14 protein-coding genes and 1 tRNA gene are annotated in these 17,560 nt (G+C 39.4%); 13 read left to right on the top strand and 2 right to left on the bottom strand.

Translation table 11 applies throughout. The annotated features are described in order from the left end of the window. The first annotated feature begins 52 nt into the window (after positions 1-52). From trxB to whiA, 6 genes are all read left to right on the top strand, one after another. Positions 53-976 carry a thioredoxin-disulfide reductase gene (gene trxB, locus OXT66_RS06580; protein ID WP_268596577.1) on the top strand — a complete coding sequence of 308 codons (924 nt, stop codon included), beginning with the start codon at positions 53-55 and terminating at the stop codon, positions 974-976. A gap of 121 nt (positions 977-1,097) precedes the next feature. Then, positions 1,098-3,101, top strand: a complete 2,004-nt coding sequence (uvrB, locus tag OXT66_RS06585) for an excinuclease ABC subunit UvrB (protein WP_268596578.1) — start codon at positions 1,098-1,100, stop codon at positions 3,099-3,101. 14 nt (positions 3,102-3,115) lie between these two features. Beyond that, positions 3,116-5,968 (top strand): excinuclease ABC subunit UvrA, encoded by a 2,853-nt coding sequence (gene uvrA, locus OXT66_RS06590; RefSeq protein ID WP_268596579.1) that lies wholly within the window; start codon positions 3,116-3,118, stop codon positions 5,966-5,968. Positions 5,969-6,091: 123 nt separating this feature from the next. Then, entirely contained in the window at positions 6,092-6,970 is an 879-nt protein-coding gene (rapZ, locus tag OXT66_RS06595) for an RNase adapter RapZ (RefSeq protein WP_268596580.1), read from the top strand. Between the two features lie 3 nt (positions 6,971-6,973). After that, on the top strand, positions 6,974-7,978 hold the full coding sequence (locus OXT66_RS06600) for a gluconeogenesis factor YvcK family protein (protein ID WP_056978099.1): 1,005 nt from the start codon (positions 6,974-6,976) through the stop codon (positions 7,976-7,978). 14 nt (positions 7,979-7,992) lie between these two features. Beyond that, positions 7,993-8,913: a DNA-binding protein WhiA gene (gene whiA, locus OXT66_RS06605; RefSeq protein ID WP_268596581.1), complete on the top strand. Its 921-nt coding sequence runs from the start codon at positions 7,993-7,995 to the stop codon at positions 8,911-8,913. 92 nt (positions 8,914-9,005) lie between these two features. On the opposite strand, the gene OXT66_RS06610 is transcribed toward whiA, so the two are convergent. Further along, a complete protein-coding gene (locus OXT66_RS06610; protein WP_268596582.1) occupies positions 9,006-9,599 on the bottom strand; it encodes an ATP-dependent Clp protease proteolytic subunit in 594 nt (197 codons plus the stop codon). A gap of 444 nt (positions 9,600-10,043) precedes the next feature. Beyond that, positions 10,044-10,115: transfer RNA gene (locus tag OXT66_RS06615), tRNA-Arg, on the bottom strand. Between the two features lie 288 nt (positions 10,116-10,403). On the opposite strand from OXT66_RS06615, the gene gap reads away from it, so the two are divergent. The 7 genes from gap (at position 10,404) to OXT66_RS06650 (ending at position 17,549) form a co-directional block, all read left to right on the top strand. Beyond that, positions 10,404-11,414: a type I glyceraldehyde-3-phosphate dehydrogenase gene (gene gap / locus OXT66_RS06620; protein ID WP_268596583.1), complete on the top strand. Its 1,011-nt coding sequence runs from the start codon at positions 10,404-10,406 to the stop codon at positions 11,412-11,414. A 95-nt stretch (positions 11,415-11,509) separates the two neighbouring features. Continuing rightward, positions 11,510-12,724 carry a phosphoglycerate kinase gene (locus OXT66_RS06625; protein ID WP_268596584.1) on the top strand — a complete coding sequence of 405 codons (1,215 nt, stop codon included), beginning with the start codon at positions 11,510-11,512 and terminating at the stop codon, positions 12,722-12,724. Positions 12,725-12,836: 112 nt separating this feature from the next. Further along, positions 12,837-13,598 (top strand): triose-phosphate isomerase, encoded by a 762-nt coding sequence (tpiA, locus tag OXT66_RS06630; RefSeq protein ID WP_268596585.1) that lies wholly within the window; start codon positions 12,837-12,839, stop codon positions 13,596-13,598. 99 nt (positions 13,599-13,697) lie between these two features. Further along, complete coding sequence (gene eno, locus OXT66_RS06635) at positions 13,698-15,017, top strand: phosphopyruvate hydratase (protein ID WP_268596586.1); 1,320 nt, start codon at positions 13,698-13,700, stop codon at positions 15,015-15,017. A 74-nt stretch (positions 15,018-15,091) separates the two neighbouring features. Further along, complete coding sequence (locus OXT66_RS06640; RefSeq protein WP_268596713.1) at positions 15,092-16,414, top strand: MucBP domain-containing protein; 1,323 nt, start codon at positions 15,092-15,094, stop codon at positions 16,412-16,414. Between the two features lie 73 nt (positions 16,415-16,487). After that, positions 16,488-16,724 (top strand): preprotein translocase subunit SecG, encoded by a 237-nt coding sequence (gene secG, locus OXT66_RS06645; protein ID WP_268596587.1) that lies wholly within the window; start codon positions 16,488-16,490, stop codon positions 16,722-16,724. An 81-nt stretch (positions 16,725-16,805) separates the two neighbouring features. Then, positions 16,806-17,549, top strand: coding sequence for an alpha/beta hydrolase (locus OXT66_RS06650; RefSeq protein ID WP_268596588.1), 744 nt, complete (start codon positions 16,806-16,808; stop codon positions 17,547-17,549). Positions 17,550-17,560 lie beyond the last annotated feature (11 nt).

The raw sequence follows: 17,560 nt of genomic DNA on the forward strand, positions 1-17,560 counted from the left end.
TAGTAAAGTCTTTCTCAGATATTAAGTATATTTCTTTATGAGGAGGAGCCAAATGACAAAAAGTTATGATGTCGTTGTAATTGGTGCGGGACCTGGTGGCATGACCGCTGCTTTATATGCATCCCGAGCCAATTATTCAGTAGCAATGATCGACCGTGGGATTTATGGTGGTCAAATGAATAACACGGCAGAAATTGAAAATTATCCTGGATTTAAATCCATTATGGGACCTGATTTGGCTCAAAATATGTATGATAGCTCCATTAATTTTGGAGCAGAGTACGTATACGGAAGTGTAGAGTCAATCACAGACCTAGGTGATACTAAGTTAGTTAAGACTGATAGTGAAGAAATCGAAGCTAAGGTTGTTATCATCGGCACTGGTTCCGAATACAAGAAATTAGGCGTTCTAGGCGAAGACGAATTTGGTGGCCGGGGAGTTTCCTACTGTGCTGTCTGCGACGGAGCATTCTTTAAAAATAAGGATGTGGTTGTCGTGGGGGGCGGAGATTCTGCCATTGAAGAAGGCCTTTACCTAACTAAAATCGCTAACTCAGTAACTGTTATTCACCGACGTGATCAACTTCGGGCACAAAAGGTTTCTCAAGAACGGGCATTTTCTAACGAAAAGATGAATTTCGTTTGGAATACTAACGTTGAAGAAATTTTAGGTGATGAAAATAAAGTTACCGGTGTGCGGGTTCGAAATAATCAAACTGGTGAAGAATCTACGATTGATGCTGCTGGGGTGTTTATTTATGTAGGTCTTAACCCAATGACTGAACCATTTAAAAATTTAGGGATTACTGATGATAATGGTTGGATTGAAACCAATGATCAAATGGAAACCAAAGTTCCTGGGGTATACGCAGTGGGAGATGTTCGTAAGAAGGATTTACGTCAAATCACAACTGCCGTTGGTGAAGGTGGAATTGCCGGCCAACAAGCCTTTAAATATATTGAAGCTCATAAATAGTTAAAAATCGTAATCCATGTGATTACGATTTTTTTATATCCAGGCAAAAATGATTTGCGAAAGTATGTTCGTATGGTAGAATTGTCGGTGTACTTTGAATGAACGGACAGGGGGTCGTCAAATGATCGAGCGACAAACCGATAAAGAATTTGATTTAGTATCTAAATACACGCCAACGGGTGACCAACCGAATGCGATTAAGCAACTGGTTACCGGAGTGGAAGAAGGAAAAAAATCCCAGATTTTGTTGGGGGCTACTGGAACTGGGAAAACTTTTACGATCTCTAACGTAATCAAGGAAGTTAACCGTCCCACGTTAGTTTTATCCCATAATAAAACTTTAGCCGGTCAATTATACGGTGAATTTAAAGAATTTTTCCCGAATAACGCAGTGGAATACTTTGTTAGTTACTATGATTATTATCAACCAGAAGCATATGTGCCTTCTAGTGATACCTACATCGAAAAAGATTCGTCCATTAATGATGAAATTGATAAATTGCGGCATTCGGCAACTAGTTCGTTATTGGAACGCAATGATGTAATCGTGGTGGCATCTGTTTCCTCTATTTTTGGTTTGGGGGATCCACACGAATATCAAGATCACGTGGTATCACTTCGGGTAGGGCAAACGATTGAACGCGATCACTTACTACGACAATTGGTTGATATTCAATTTGAGCGCAACGATATTGACTTCCAACGGGGGAGATTTCGGGTTCATGGTGACATTGTAGAAGTCTTTCCGGCTTCTAGAGACGATCATGCATTGCGAATTGAATTTTTTGGTGACGAAATCGACCGAATTCGCGAAGTGGATACGTTAACCGGGGAAGTTATTGGTGACCGAGATCACGTAGCTATTTTCCCGGCAACACATTTCTTAACTAACGAAAGTATCATGGACATTGCCTTGCCTGAAATTCAGGCTGAAATGGAAAGCCAGGTGTCTAAGTTTGAGGCTGAAGGGAAATTACTAGAAGCGCAACGACTGAAACAACGCACTACTTATGACATCGAAATGATGCGAGAAATGGGTTATACTAGCGGAATCGAAAATTATTCGCGGTTCATGGATCGAAGAAAACCGGGGGAACCACCATATACGCTGCTGGACTTTTTCCCTAAAGACTTCTTATTGGTGGTGGATGAATCTCACCAAACTATGCCGCAAATTAGAGGAATGTTTAACGGCGATCAAGCTCGGAAACAACAATTAGTTGATTATGGTTTTCGGCTTCCTAGTGCGTTGGATAATCGCCCGCTACGATTAGAGGAATTTGAAAAACACGTTAACCAAGTAATCTATATGTCAGCGACCCCAGGACCTTATGAATTGGATAAAACTGATGATATTGCTCAACAAATTATTCGGCCTACTGGCCTGCTTGACCCAACGATCGAAGTGCGTCCAATCATGGGGCAAATGGATGACTTGGTGGGAGAGATTAACAAACGCATTGAAAAGAATGAGCGAACGTTTGTAACTACTTTAACTAAGAAGATGGCTGAAGATTTAACTGATTATCTTAAGGACTTAGGCATTAAAGTGCGTTACTTGCATTCCGATATTAAGACCTTGGAACGAACCCAAATTATTCGTGATTTACGGTTAGGGAAGTTTGATGTGCTAGTTGGAATTAATCTGTTGCGGGAAGGTTTGGATGTGCCAGAAGTATCATTGGTAGCTATTTTAGATGCCGACAAGGAAGGCTTCTTAAGAAACGAACGCTCATTAATTCAAACGATTGGTCGAGCCTCTCGAAACGAAAATGGGGCCGTAATTATGTACGCCGATCACGTTACCGACTCAATGCAAGCTTCCATTGACGAAACCGCCAGAAGACGAGCTATTCAAATTGAATATAACAAAGAACACGGAATTACTCCGCACACCATTAAGAAAGATATTCGTTCATTGATTTCACCAACTAAGGAAACTAGTGATAGCGGTGAAAAGGATGACTTCGTTGAAAGTGACTTCCAGTCAATGTCTAAGAAGGATCAAAAAGCGATGTTAGATCGGTTAACTGAAGAAATGAGGCAGGCAGCTAAACAATTAGATTTTGAACAGGCTGCTAGTCTAAGAGATACCATTATGGAATTAAAAGCAGAAAGCAAGTAATTGGAGGGTGACTTTTGCCAGTTGATAAAATAAGTATTCGGGGCGCACGCGCTCATAATTTAAAAAACGTTAATGTTGATATTCCTAAAGATAAGTTAGTGGTTATGACCGGTTTATCGGGCTCCGGTAAAAGTTCACTGGCCTTTGATACCTTGTATGCTGAAGGACAACGACGTTATGTAGAAAGTCTTTCTTCATATGCCCGCCAATTCTTAGGTCAAATGGATAAACCAGACGTAGACTCTATTGATGGTCTTAGTCCGGCCATTTCTATTGACCAAAAAACAACTTCTAAAAATCCCCGTTCCACCGTTGGAACGGTTACCGAAATTAATGATTATCTCAGATTATTATGGGCGCGAGTAGGGGTACCGGTCTGTCCTAATGACGGAACCGTTATTTCTAGTCAATCCATTGATCAAATGATTGCTCAAATTTTGGCACTTCCAGAACGGACTAAACTCCAAATCTTGTCTCCTATTGTACGGGGGAAGCGGGGCCAGCATAAAAAAGTGTTTGATAAAATCAAGCGTGAAGGATTTGTGCGGGTAAGAGTTGATGGTGAACTCAGAGATATTGATGAAGAATTTGAATTAGATAAAAATAAAAATCACGATATTGATATCGTGATTGACCGAATTGTGGTTAAAGACGGCATTAATAACCGGTTATCCGATTCGTTGGAGGCTGCGTTACGGTTAAGTGGTGGTTATGCTACTGCCGATTTCTTGGGGGCTAGAGAACCACTATTATTCTCAGAACATTATGCTTGCCCTATTTGTGGTTTTACGGTGGGCGAAGTAGAACCCCGGCTATTTTCATTTAACTCACCGATTGGAGCCTGTCCAGAGTGTGACGGCTTAGGGGTTAAATTAGAAGTGGATTTAGATTTAATCGTGCCCGATAAATCCAAGTCATTAAACGAAGGAGCCTTGGAACCATGGAACTCCACGACTTCTAAGTACTATCCCAGCTTATTGGCGCAAGCTGCTAACTACATGGGAATTGATATGGACACGCCGTTTGAAGACTTAACCGATAAACAAAAAGATTTTATTTTATATGGCTCCAAAGGTAAGAAATACCATTTTGAATTAGAAAGTGATTTTGGTGGAGTTAGAGAAACTGATTCTGAATTTGAAGGAGTCGTGAATAACGTTACTCGGCGTTATCAAAATACTAATAGTGATTTTACTAGGGATATGATGCGCTCTTACATGGCGGAATTAACTTGTAATACATGTCACGGCTACCGGTTAAATCCTAAAGCACTAGCTGTTAAAGTTGGTGAGCAAAATATTGCCGAAATTTCTGCTTTAGACGTTAACAAAGAGTTGACCTTCTTTGAAAATCTAGAATTTAGTGAACAAAATGAGATGATTGCTGCTCCCATTATCAAGGAAATTAGTGACCGGTTGAGTTTTTTGAAAAACGTGGGGGTCGATTATTTAACTTTAGCCAGATCAGCACGAACATTATCTGGTGGGGAAGCTCAACGAATTCGTTTGGCTACCCAAATTGGCTCTAACTTGACTGGTGTGCTTTATGTCTTAGATGAACCCTCAATTGGTTTACACCAACGAGACAATGACCGGTTAATTTCTTCGCTACAAAAAATGCGGGATTTAGGCAACACTTTGGTGGTCGTAGAACATGATGAAGATACCATTAGAGCTGCTGATTATATTGTTGACGTCGGTCCAGGAGCCGGACAGAATGGTGGTCGGATTATGGCTACCGGAACTCCAGCTCAAATTGCTGCTGCCAAAGATTCAATTACCGGTCAATATTTGGCTGGTAAGCGGTCTATTGCAGTTCCAGAAAAGAGACGTAAAGGGAATGGCAACAAAATCCGAATTACCGGAGCTGCCGAAAATAATTTAAAGAATTTAACGGTTGATTTCCCATTAGGAACCATGACTGTAGTTTCTGGGGTCTCTGGGTCTGGTAAATCGACGTTAGTAAATGACATCTTAAAGCGGGCTTTGGCTCAAAAGCTTAACCGTAATAAAGAAAAGCCAGGTAAATTTAAAAAAATTACCGGTTACGAAAATATTGAAAAACTGGTTAGTATCGACCAAACTCCGATTGGTAGAACTCCAAGAAGTAATCCAGCTACGTATACTGGAGTATTTGATGATATCCGTGATTTATTTGCCAACACTAATGAAGCGAAACTACGAGGCTATCAAAAAGGTCGGTTCAGTTTTAATATCAAGGGTGGCCGTTGTGAAACTTGTCGAGGAGACGGAATCTTAAAGATTGAAATGAATTTCTTACCCGATGTTTATGTTCCTTGTGAAGTTTGTCATGGTAAGCGTTATAATGCGGAAACGTTAGAAGTCGAATACAAGGGCAAAAATATTGCTGATGTTTTAGATATGACCGTGGATGAAGCATTGGAATTCTTTAAAGCAATTCCTAAAATTACTCGCAAACTACAGACCATTCAGGATGTTGGCTTGGGTTATGTTTCACTGGGCCAGTCTGCCACCACTCTTTCTGGTGGGGAAGCTCAACGAATGAAGTTGGCCTCTGAATTGCATAAACGAGCTAACGGTAGTAACTTCTATATTTTAGATGAACCAACTACCGGTTTGCATACGGAAGATATTCGTAAACTGCTAACGGTCTTACAACAATTAGTTGATCAGGGTAACACGGTACTTATTATTGAACATAACCTGGACGTGATTAAATCAGCAGATTACCTAATTGACTTAGGGCCAGAAGGTGGGGCCGGTGGTGGTCAAGTGATTGCTAAAGGCACTCCAGAACAGATTTGTAAAGTAGCGGACAGTTATACAGGTCAATATTTAAAAGCTAAACTAGAGGCTGATGAAGCGCTAGTTGCTAAAAATAAATAAAAAGAAACTCGGGATAATTTCCGAGTTTTTTTGTATAAAAATAAATAGTTTAAAAAGAAACGCCCGGCACGTTAAAGGTGTGGTATAATCTAGAAAGCTTGGTTAAATGAAAGGACAAATGTCATGACGAATAATCAATTCGTAATTATTACCGGGATGAGTGGGGCTGGTAAAACAGTGGTGATGCAAACTTTTGAAGATTTGGGGTATTTTTGCGTGGATAATATGCCACCAACTTTACTACCTAAATTTAAAGAGTTGATCCGGTCTGAAAAAGATGTTACTAGGGTAGCCCTGGTGATGGATCTTCGTTCACAAGCGTTTTATGATGAGCTTATTGAAATGTATGCAGATTTAAATAATAACGAAGAAGACGATATTGATATTATTTTCTTAGATGCTTCAGATGCCAAATTAGTTTCACGTTACAAGGAAACTAGACGAGCTCACCCATTAGCACGACACGGCCGGGTAATTGACGGAATTCGCAGAGAACGGGAATTGATGATTAACGTGAAGGATGCTGCTGATGTGGTGATTGATACCACTAATACCTCTCCACGGGAATTAAGAGAAGAGATCATGCACTCCTTTGAAGCAGTTAATGATACTCACCCATTCCATGTAGAAGTAATGTCATTTGGTTTTAAGTATGGATTGCCATTAGATGCCGATATTGTGATGGACGTGCGATTCTTACCTAATCCATATTATGATTTGAAGATGCGCTATGAAACTGGTCTGGATGAGGATGTTCGAGAATTTGTTATGAATTCTACTGGAGCAGAGCAGTTTTATGAACAACTATACAATTTAATTGCTTCTACTTTGCCAGGTTACGAAGCAGAAGGGAAAGCTAGTCTAACCATTGCGATTGGTTGTACGGGGGGCCAACATCGTTCAGTAGCAATTTCGCAACGGTTAGCAAATGATTTGGCGCAAAAATATCCAGTAAATGTTACCCATAGAGATATTAATCGCCATAAAGAAAAAGAGGATTAATATATGAATGATATTGTGACTCACCGCCCTCGGATTGTGGTGATTGGGGGAGGTACCGGATTACCGGTAATCTTAAATAATTTACGAAATCGCAATGTAGATATTACTGCAGTGGTAACGGTAGCAGATGATGGTGGTTCATCTGGTACTTTGCGAAACTACATTAACGTAGTGCCACCAGGAGATATTCGAAATGTCATGGTAGCTTTATCGGATCTACCTGATATTGAAAAAACGTTATTCCAATACCGGTTCAATAGTAGCGATCAATTCTTTGCGGGCCACGCCCTTGGCAATTTAATTATTGCGGCTCTTTCAGAAATGCGGGGCGGTATCTTTGATGCGGTCCAAGAATTAAGCGAAATGATGCGGGTGGACGGTCATATTTATCCGGCCGCTAATGAACCATTGGAATTAAATGCAGAATTTAGTGATGGCACTACGTTGAGTGGAGAATCGGAAATTACCGCTGCTAATAAACTTATTAAGCGGGTTTGGGTTGAAACTACTGACGACTCCCACAAACCAGAAGCGGTCTCAGAAGTGGTAGATGCAATTATGGCTGCTGATCAGATTGTATTAGGGCCCGGAAGTTTATTTACCAGTATCTTGCCTAACTTAATGATCGAAAACGTAGGTAAAGCAGTAGTCGAAACCAAGGCTGATGTAATTTATATTTGTAACATTATGACCCAACGTGGAGAAACGGAAAACTTTACTGAAGCTGACCACGTGCGAGTTTTAAATGAACACTTAGGTACTAACTTTATTAATACCGTTTTGGTGAATAGTAAGGAAGTACCAGCGGAATATATTGATCACCAAAAATGGGATGAAGTCTCCCAACCAGTTAAGCATGATTTTGCTGGTTTACGCCAAATGGGTTGTCGAGTTATTTCGGCAGATTACTTAGAATTACGGGACCACGGTGCCTTTCACAATGGTCAAGAAGTGACCGACGAATTATTGAACTTAATTGGTCAACCGGGGTATGGGTATCAAAATTAAGGGGGCAATAGACATTGTCTTATGCAAGTGAAGTCAAGAAAGAACTAACCGCCTTAACGGTTCATAAGGCGAATGCCAAGGCCGAATTAATGGCGTTAATCCGCATGAACGGGGCGTTAGGGATTTCTAATCATCAATTTATTTTGAACGTGCAGTCTGAAAATCCAGCGATTGCTAGACGAATGTATTCGCTTTTGTCACAATTTTACGGCATTACTGGGGAATTAAGCGTTCGAAAAAAGATGAAATTAAAGAAAAACAACCTGTATATTTTGCGGGTTAGTGAGCGAGTTACTGAATTATTAGATGACCTAGGTATTTTTGATGGGACCCAAATCGTAGAACGAGTTCCAGAAGAATTACTGCAAGATGATATGCAGATTAGATCGTACCTACGAGGTGCCTTTTTGGCTGGCGGATCGGTTAACAATCCAGAAACATCCCGGTATCATTTAGAAATTTATTCACTATACGAAGACCATAACAAAATGATTGCTGAAATGATGAATCGTTATGATCTAAATTCTAGAACGACTCAGCGACGGAGTGGCTTCATTACTTATCTAAAAGAAGGCGAAAAAATCGCTGATTTCTTACAGGTAATCGGAGCAACCAGTTCGATGCTGAAGTTTGAAGACGTGCGAATCGTACGGGATATGAGAAACTCAGTGAATCGGTTAGTTAACTGCGAAAATGCAAATATGAATAAAGTGGCTAATGCAGCTACTAAGCAAATTCAAAATATTCAGTTAATTGATGAACGGTTGGGATTGGATCAACTTCCACCTAAATTACAGTCAATTGCTAGAGCAAGGTTAAGCCATCCAGAAGTAAGCTTAAAAGAATTGGGTGAATTAGTTCCAGGGGGGCCAATTTCTAAATCAGGGGTCAACCATCGACTACGGAAAATTAATGAGTTTGCGGTTAATCTATAATAATTAAGTTGATTTATCTACTAAATGGTCGATATTACTGAATTTAAACAAAAAAAGAAGCATTCCTAACGGAATGCTTCTTTTAATTGTTATTATTTACGTTCGCTACTCTTAGTCATGATGCCATCAATCAAACCATAATCAACGGCTTCTTGAGCGGTTAAGTATTTATCCCGTTCAGTATCGCGATTAACTTTTTCGATTGGTTGGTCAGAGTTAGCAGCTAAAAGTTCGTTAATCATCTTACGAGCTTTTAGAATTTCTTCAGCAGCAATCTCAATTTCAGTTTGTTGTCCTTGAGCACCACCAGATGGTTGGTGAATCAAGACTTGAGAATGTGGCAAGGCAAATCGTTTGCCCTTAGCACCGGATGATGCCAAGACACTGGCCATTGATGCAGCCATTCCCATAACGATAGTTTGCACATCGGCACCAATGAAATTCATGGTGTCGTAAATTGCCATCCCAGAGGTAATTACCCCACCAGGAGAGTTAATGTAAAGGTAGATGTCTTTTTCAGAATCCTGGGCATCCAAGAAGAGCAATTGCGCAATAATCGCATTTGCCATATCGTCTTCGATGGGGCCAGAAAGCATGATGATCCGGTCTTTTAATAACCGAGAGTAAATATCATAAGCGCGTTCGCCACTTGATGACTGTTCGATAACAGTTGGCACTAAATTCATTCCAAATGCCTCCTCAAATATTTAATCAGCTTAGTTTCCACTAAGTTTATGAAGTTATTTTACTCGATTGGTCAAAAAAGGTCAAACACTTTGTCTGATTTTAATTATCTTTTTAGCTAACTAAGATTAGCACTGAAATTCAGTGGCTTACTGATAAGTTATTTTAATAATACATTTAATATTAGAATGGTTATAAATAACAATCAATAACTGTTTGATTTGGTTGGATTGGATTGCAAAGCACAAAAAAAGCAGGGTAACCAAACCCCGCTAGTATATGTATACTGCCCTTAACAAGTGTTTAATTTTTGCTGCAGTTTACTGCATTGTTGTTTTTTATTACATTATCAATAAAAAAACTGCAAGATTATACAAATCTCACAGTAGTTAAAATCGCTTTATATCAACGAATGATCAATAATGATATTCAGTAATATCCAATAATGCGCCTGGAGGGAATCGAACCCCCATTTCAAGAACCGGAATCTTACGTGCGATCCATTACACTACAGGCGCAAAATTATATTCAAATTTAAGCACAATAATTAATATACAAGAAATTGACTGAAAATTCAAGAGGGAAAAGAAATAATTACTTGTAAACGCTTACTATTGAGGCTTATTATTGCATTTACGAAAAGGTCTGATATACTTTTTTATGGGTAATGAATCCAAGTTACTCGATTCATAGTGAATTTATTAACTTAAGTTTACTTTTATTGATGTTGGTTTCATTTTTAGTGGTTGAATTGTTGTGGACCACTTATCATAATTATCTACTTTCCTAAAGGAGGAAACTACAGTATGACTGTAAAAATTGGTATTAATGGTTTTGGTCGAATTGGTCGTTTAGCATTTAAGCGGATTCACCAATTAAACTCTAACGACATCGAAGTTGTTGCTATCAACGATTTAACAACTCCTTCAATGTTAGCTTACCTTTTGAAGTATGACTCTACTCACGGAACTTTCCCTGGCGAAGTTACTTCAACTGACACTGGTATTGTTGTTGATGGTAAGGAAATTCCTGTATATGCAGAACGTGACGCCGCAGACCTTAAATGGGTTGCTAACGATGGTGTTGACTTTGTTCTTGAATGTACTGGTTTCTACACTTCAGAAGAAAAAGCACAAGCTCATATCAACGCCGGCGCAAAGCGGGTATTGATTTCAGCTCCTGCTGGCCCTATCAAGACTGTTGTTCCTGGTGTTAACTTGGATCAATTGAATTCTGATGACGTTATCGTTTCAGCTGGTTCATGTACTACTAACTGTCTTGCACCAATGGCATACTTCTTGAACGAAGAATTCGGTTTGGAAGTTGGTACTATGACTACTGTTCACGCCTTCACTGCTACTCAACAAATCCTTGATGGACCTAAGGGTAAGAAGAAGCGTAACAACCGTACTGCAAGTACTAACACTATTCCTCATTCAACTGGTGCTGCTAAGGCTATTGGTTTGGTTATTCCTGAATTGGATGGCAAACTTCAAGGTCACGCACAACGTGTTGCCGTTGTTGATGGTTCATTGACTGAATTAGTTTCTATTCTTGGCAAAGAAGTAACTGCTGAAGAAGTTAACGAAGCAATCAAGAAGCACACTGTTGACAACCCTGCATTTGGTTGGAACGAAGACGAAATCGTATCATCAGATATTATCGATGATTCACACGGTTCAGTATTCGACCCAACTCAAACTGAAGTAACCACTGCCGGTGATAAGCAATTAGTTAAGACTGTTGCTTGGTACGACAACGAATGGGGCTTCACTTGCAACATGGTTCGCACTTTGTTGGAATTTGCAACTCTTTAATTAAAAATTTCCAAGTTTGAAAGCAAAAGGCGGGGGAGGATTCTTTCACGCCTTTTGTTTTTTAATAAAAATTGATTATTTTGGAGGCTATGATTTTGGCTAAATTAACTGTGTCTGATTTAGACTTAGACGGCAAAAAAGTATTGATGCGCGTTGACTTTAACGTGCCAATCAAAGATGGTGTTATCGGTGATGATAACCGAATTCAAGCAGCACTTCCTACTATTGAATACGTATTAAACCACAATGGAAAGGCTATTTTATTCTCTCACCTTGGCCGGATTAAAAAAGAAGATGACAAGCCAGCCTTGTCACTTCGTCCAGTTGCTGAACGTCTTTCTAACTTGTTGAACAAACCAGTTACTTTTGTTCCTGTAACTGAAGGTGCTCAACTTGAAGAAGCTATCAACAACATGGCTGATGGTAGCGTATTATTAGTAGAAAACACTCGTTACGAAGACGTTGTTAACGGCGAATACGTTAAACGTGAATCTGGTAATGATCCTAAATTAGGTGAATACTGGGCTTCATTGGGCGACGAATTCATCAACGATGCCTTTGGTACTGCTCACCGTTCTCACGCTTCAAACGCCGGAATTGCTGACGCTATGCGTAAAGATGGTAAGCCAGTTGCCGCTGGTTTCTTAATGGAAAAAGAAATCCAATTCTTAGGTGACGCCGTAAATAACCCACAACGTCCATTCGTTGCTATTTTAGGTGGTGCCAAAGTTTCTGATAAGATCGGTGTTATCGATAACTTATTAGACAAAGCCGACAAGATCATTATCGGTGGTGGGATGACTTATACTTTCTACGCTGCTAAAGGTATGAACATTGGTAACTCCCTTGTTGAAGAAGACAAGATTGAAGTTGCTAAGAACATTCTTGAAAAGGGTGGCGACAAGATCGTCCTTCCTGTTGATAGTATCGTAGCTAAAGAATTCAACAACGACGCTGAACACAAAGTTGTTGAAGGTGACATTCCTGATGGTTGGATGGCTCTTGATATCGGACCTAAATCAGTTACTGAATTTGAAGATGTTCTAAAAGACGCTAAGACTGTTGTTTGGAACGGCCCAATGGGTGTCTTTGAAATGCCTAACTACGCAAACGGAACTCTTGAAATTGGTAAGTTCTTGGGTACTTTATCAGGTGCAACTACCATTGTTGGTGGTGGTGACTCTACTGCTGCTGTTAAGCAATTGGGTGTTTCTGACAAGTTAACTCACATTTCTACCGGTGGTGGCGCTTCATTAGAATACCTTGAAGGTAAAACCCTTCCAGGGATTGCTGCAATCGATAATAAATAATTCATTAAGACTCGACTTATTGGTCGGGTCTTTTTTATGAAATGGTTTTCACTAGCTTTTACCAGTCCAATTAGGTAAAATGACCTTAAAGACTAAATTTAGGGATGATAATATGCGTATACCATTTATTGCAGGAAACTGGAAAATGAACTTGTCAGTTGCCAAATCAGTTGAATTTTTGAACGCAATTGCCGGAAAATTACCGGCCGCAGAACAGTCACAAACTGCGATTGCTGCTTCACCATTATTTTTACAAACTATGCTAGACCACAACGCTAATTCACCATTAATCATTGCTGCAGAAAATTGTTTTTATGAAGATGAGGGAGCCTATACAGGTGAAACTAGTCCGAAGGCTCTTCATGAGATGGGGATTACCCACGTTATTATTGGTCATTCAGAACGACGGAAATATTTTAACGAAACCGATGACATTATCAATAAGAAAGTTCACGCGGTATTTCGTAATCAAATGATTCCAATTATTTGTTGTGATGAAACGATGGGCAGACGAGAATCTTCAGAACGAATTTCTTGGGTAGTTAGCCAAGTTACTGCTGCTCTTAAGGGAATTGATATTGAACAGGCTAAGAACGCTATTATTGCTTACGAACCTAGTTGGGCTATTGGTAGCGGACAGACTGCTAGTGCAGATGAAGCTGAAGAAGGCTGTTACTTGATTCGGCAAACAATTGCTGACATTTATTCTGATGAAGTTGCTAACCAAGTCCGGGTTCTTTACGGTGGTAGTGTTAATGATGATAATGCTAGTGTAATCTTGGCTCAAAACGACATTGATGGAGTTTTAGCTGGTGGAGCTAGTTTGAAACCGGAATCATTTTTAAAGTTAGCTAATTTTCAGCAAAATAATTAAAATATAAGGTAGTTTTATATTGAAACTTGTTGCACAAACTAATAAAATTGAGTTGAACCTGTTTCAAGGTCATTACTTTCGGTAAGGAGAGAAAACAATATGTCTATTATTTCTGATATTTACGCTCGCGAAGTGTTAGATTCACGCGGCAACCCAACTGTTGAAGTTGAACTATATACTGAAGCAGGTGCAATGGGCCGAGGAATCGTGCCATCTGGTGCCTCAACTGGTGAACACGAAGCCGTTGAACTTCGTGACGGTGACAAGAACCGTTACATGGGTAAGGGTGTTTCCAAAGCAGTTGAAAACGTTAATAACGTAATTGCAAAAGAAATCATCGGTTACGATGTAACTGACCAATTAGCAATCGATAAAGCCATGATCGAACTTGATGGTACTCCTAACAAGGGTAAGCTTGGTGCTAATGCCATCTTAGGTGTTTCTTTAGCTGCTGCACGTGCTGCTGCTGACGAACTTGAAATGCCACTTTACAACTACCTTGGTGGTTTCAATGCTCACGTATTGCCAACCCCAATGTTGAACGTTATCAATGGTGGTAAGCACGCTAACAACAAGGTTGATTTCCAAGAATTCATGATCATGCCTGTTGGTGCTCCTACTATTACTGAAGCAATTCGTTGGAGTTCAGAAGTCTTCCATAACTTGAAAGCTATCTTGAACGAACGCGGTTACTCTACTGCCGTTGGTGATGAAGGTGGATTTGCACCTGACTTGAAGAACAACGAAGAACCATTTGAAATCTTAGTTGATGCTATTCAACGTGCCGGTTACAAGCCAGGTAAGGACTTTGCCATTGCCTTTGACTGTGCCGCATCAGAATTCTACAACGCTGAAACTAAGAAGTATGACCTTGTTGGTGACGGCAAGTCATACACTGCTGATGAATTTGTTGGCTTGCTTGAAAGCATCGTTGACAAGTACCCAGTTATTTCCATCGAAGATCCTTTGGATGAAAATGAATGGGCAGATTGGCAAATGGCTACTGAACGCCTTGGCAAGAAAGTTCAAATCGTTGGTGATGATTTGTTTGTTACTAACACTGACTACCTTAAGAAAGGTATCAAGAGCGGCGTTGCCAACGCTATCTTAATCAAGCTTAACCAAATCGGTACTTTAACTGAAACTGTTAACGCTGTTGAAATGGCTCGTGAAGCTGGCTACACAGCTATCATTTCACACCGTTCTGGTGAAACTGAAGATACTACTATTTCTGACTTGGTTGTTGCTCTTAACGCTGGTCAAATTAAGACTGGTTCAATGAGCCGTGGCGAACGTATCGCTAAGTACAACCAATTGATGAGAATCGAAGACCAATTAGGTACTGTTGGAGAATACAAAGGAATCAACGCATTCTACAACTTAAAAGACGAAGCTCGTCAAAACATTATTAACAAGTAATTAGTTAATTAAAATAACCTCTATTTTCGTATCTAGTTTTAGAACGAAAATGGAGGTTTTTTATTTTGAAAAAAATGATGATTGGACTAATTAGTTTATTGGGCTTGTTACTTATGAGCATACCTATTAACGCAGACGCCAGTATCCCAATTAACATTAATGCTACACTAGTATCGCGTAATACAGATGGTACTTCTAACAAAAGGGAACAAAAGTTAGCAAGACAGGATTGTAAAGTTGGTGGTCAATTTCCAATACCCGAGGTGAAGGGATATTCACCCGATATCACAGATATTCCTAAATTCATTACTCCTAATATGGCCAACCAGCAGCATCAACTTACGTACTATGCAGAGGTTGCTAAGGTTATTGTCAACTACGTTGATCAGACTCAGCAAAAACTACAATCTCAAACAATTCTAGATAAGGGAACCATTGATGGAAAATATCAAATTGATAATCCCCAAATTTCAGATTATGAACTATTAAATCCAGATAAATTGACTGGTTCCATTACTCAAACTGAACAAATTATAACTTTGAAATTTAAAAATAAGACAGAACAGCCTGAAAAAGATCCAAAACCGGATCCAGAGCCAGAGCAGCCGGATGAAACTAAGCCAGAAAAACCCGATCAACCAGATGAAGATTTAACTCCAGAAGAACCGGATTTAAAAAAAGAGTTATCAGTGACTATTCAACAATTAACTGACTCCGGTAAATTACTACAGCAAGAAGTCAGACAACTTACCGATGAGCAGCTACAGGAATTATTTCATCAACAATGGGCGTTAACTGGCTATCAGTTTAATCGTTACCAGTATGACGATGTTAATCAAGTTTTAAAAATAATTTATCATCCGTGTTCGGTTAACGTTGTCGTAGTTGCTAGAGATACTTTAGGTAATCAGTTAACTAGCGAACGAGTAACTGGCGAGTTTGGCTCCTCCTTGACGATTAACGCGCCAATTATAAAAGGTTATCAAGCTAAAGTGCAGTCACAAATTATTCAAGTAGCTTCATTAAAACCAGCAGAAGTAGTGTTTATTTATGAACCAGAAACCACCATGGAAGAAATAATAAAGTCAGATAAAGCTGAAGCTGAATCGATGATTCCAGAAACCGCAAAAGCTAAGCCGCTTCAAGTTGATAATGATTTACTTTCCACAGCGGATCAAAAAATTAAACCAGCTAGTAAAGGGAAGCCAACTAAAGCCGCTGTTAAATTTATCAATCCAAAAAGGTCTAGTAAACCCAATAGTTCGCAAGTTTTAAAAAGATCAGCAAAAAAATTACCACAAACTAGTGAAGCTAATATTGGCGGGTTGTTAACAGTATTAGGGACTTTAACTTTAATGGAAATTGGTTGGTTAAAACTTAAAAGCAAGCGAAAATAGTGGTCAAAGTGGGTAAAGTATGTTAAATTGGACAGAGTAATAAATGACCGAGTGACTTTTAGGAGGCGCCAGCTTGTATAATTTGTTATTAACATTACTTCTGATCGATTGTGTTTTAATTACAATTGCAGTTTTAATGCAACCATCAAAAACTAACGACGCTATGTCAGCTTTAACTGGCGGTGCCGATGATTTGTTTGCAAAGCAAAAACCACGTGGTTTCGAAGCATTTATGCAAAAGACCACTTTGGTATTGGGAATTCTTTTCTTTGCCCTTTCATTAGCGTTAGTTTGGATTTCATCACATTAATAATTAAGACCTCCTGTTTCAATACAGGAGGTTTTTTATTATAATTAAGTTATTGATGTTTTTTAATAAGGAGGGTGTTCAATGATCTCACGACCAGAACCATTTTATTTTAAACACGGACCACAAGGAATTATTTTGCTACATGCCTTTGCTAGCAATCCTAATGACGTGCGGTTATTGGCTCGCCAGCTTGAACGCCTGAATTATTCGGTGTATGCTCCAATGCTAACGGGCCATGGAACTGGCGATTTTACTGATATTTTAGTAAATGCTAATCCTCAAATCTGGCAAGCAGATGTGCAAAAAGCCATTGAATTTATGCAAGCTGAACAAATGGAATCGATTAGCATCTTTGGGATTTCCTTAGGGGGGATTTTTGCCACTTGGGCTCTAGAGCACAATCCACAATTATTGATGGGTGGGGCCTTTGGTTCACCAATTGTGAGTGACGATAATTTTAATGTGCATAGTACGTTTATGCAGATGGCAAAGGCTGATTATCAACAACAAAAGTTGGCTCAGCCACTGATGGAAGAAAAATTAGCATGGCTAGATTCTCACGTGGATGAACAATTAGCCGCAATTGCTCAGTTTACGCATGAGGTAGCTGATCAACTAGGAGCTATTAAGCAACCTTATTTCATAGCCCAAGGAACTAAGGATGAAATCATTAACCCTGATAGTGGTAAACGATTAGCGGCAGCACTAGCTGAACACAATTTCCAATTTCATGAATATGATGCGGGCCATATGTTAACGGTTAATGGCGCTCATCACCAATTAGAAGCAGATTTAATTTCCTTTTTAAAGGAAAACAATAAATAGTAAACGAGGAA

Origin of the sequence: Lentilactobacillus senioris, assembly GCF_026798195.1 — a bacterium.
Lineage (GTDB): Bacteria > Bacillota > Bacilli > Lactobacillales > Lactobacillaceae > Lentilactobacillus > Lentilactobacillus senioris_A.

What these genes read in the sequence shown, in the direction of transcription:
- trxB (WP_268596577.1), top strand. Translation starts at nt 53, where the DNA reads ATGACAAAAAGTTATGATGTCGTTGTAATTGGTGCGGGACCTGGTGGC.
- uvrB (WP_268596578.1), top strand. Translation starts at nt 1,098, where the DNA reads ATGATCGAGCGACAAACCGATAAAGAATTTGATTTAGTATCTAAATAC.
- rapZ (WP_268596580.1), top strand. Translation starts at nt 6,092, where the DNA reads ATGACGAATAATCAATTCGTAATTATTACCGGGATGAGTGGGGCTGGT.
- OXT66_RS06600 (WP_056978099.1), top strand. Translation starts at nt 6,974, where the DNA reads ATGAATGATATTGTGACTCACCGCCCTCGGATTGTGGTGATTGGGGGA.
- OXT66_RS06610 (WP_268596582.1), bottom strand. Translation starts at nt 9,599, where the DNA reads ATGAATTTAGTGCCAACTGTTATCGAACAGTCATCAAGTGGCGAACGC.
- gap (WP_268596583.1), top strand. Translation starts at nt 10,404, where the DNA reads ATGACTGTAAAAATTGGTATTAATGGTTTTGGTCGAATTGGTCGTTTA.
- tpiA (WP_268596585.1), top strand. Translation starts at nt 12,837, where the DNA reads ATGCGTATACCATTTATTGCAGGAAACTGGAAAATGAACTTGTCAGTT.
- eno (WP_268596586.1), top strand. Translation starts at nt 13,698, where the DNA reads ATGTCTATTATTTCTGATATTTACGCTCGCGAAGTGTTAGATTCACGC.
- OXT66_RS06640 (WP_268596713.1), top strand. Translation starts at nt 15,092, where the DNA reads ATGATGATTGGACTAATTAGTTTATTGGGCTTGTTACTTATGAGCATA.
- OXT66_RS06650 (WP_268596588.1), top strand. Translation starts at nt 16,806, where the DNA reads ATGATCTCACGACCAGAACCATTTTATTTTAAACACGGACCACAAGGA.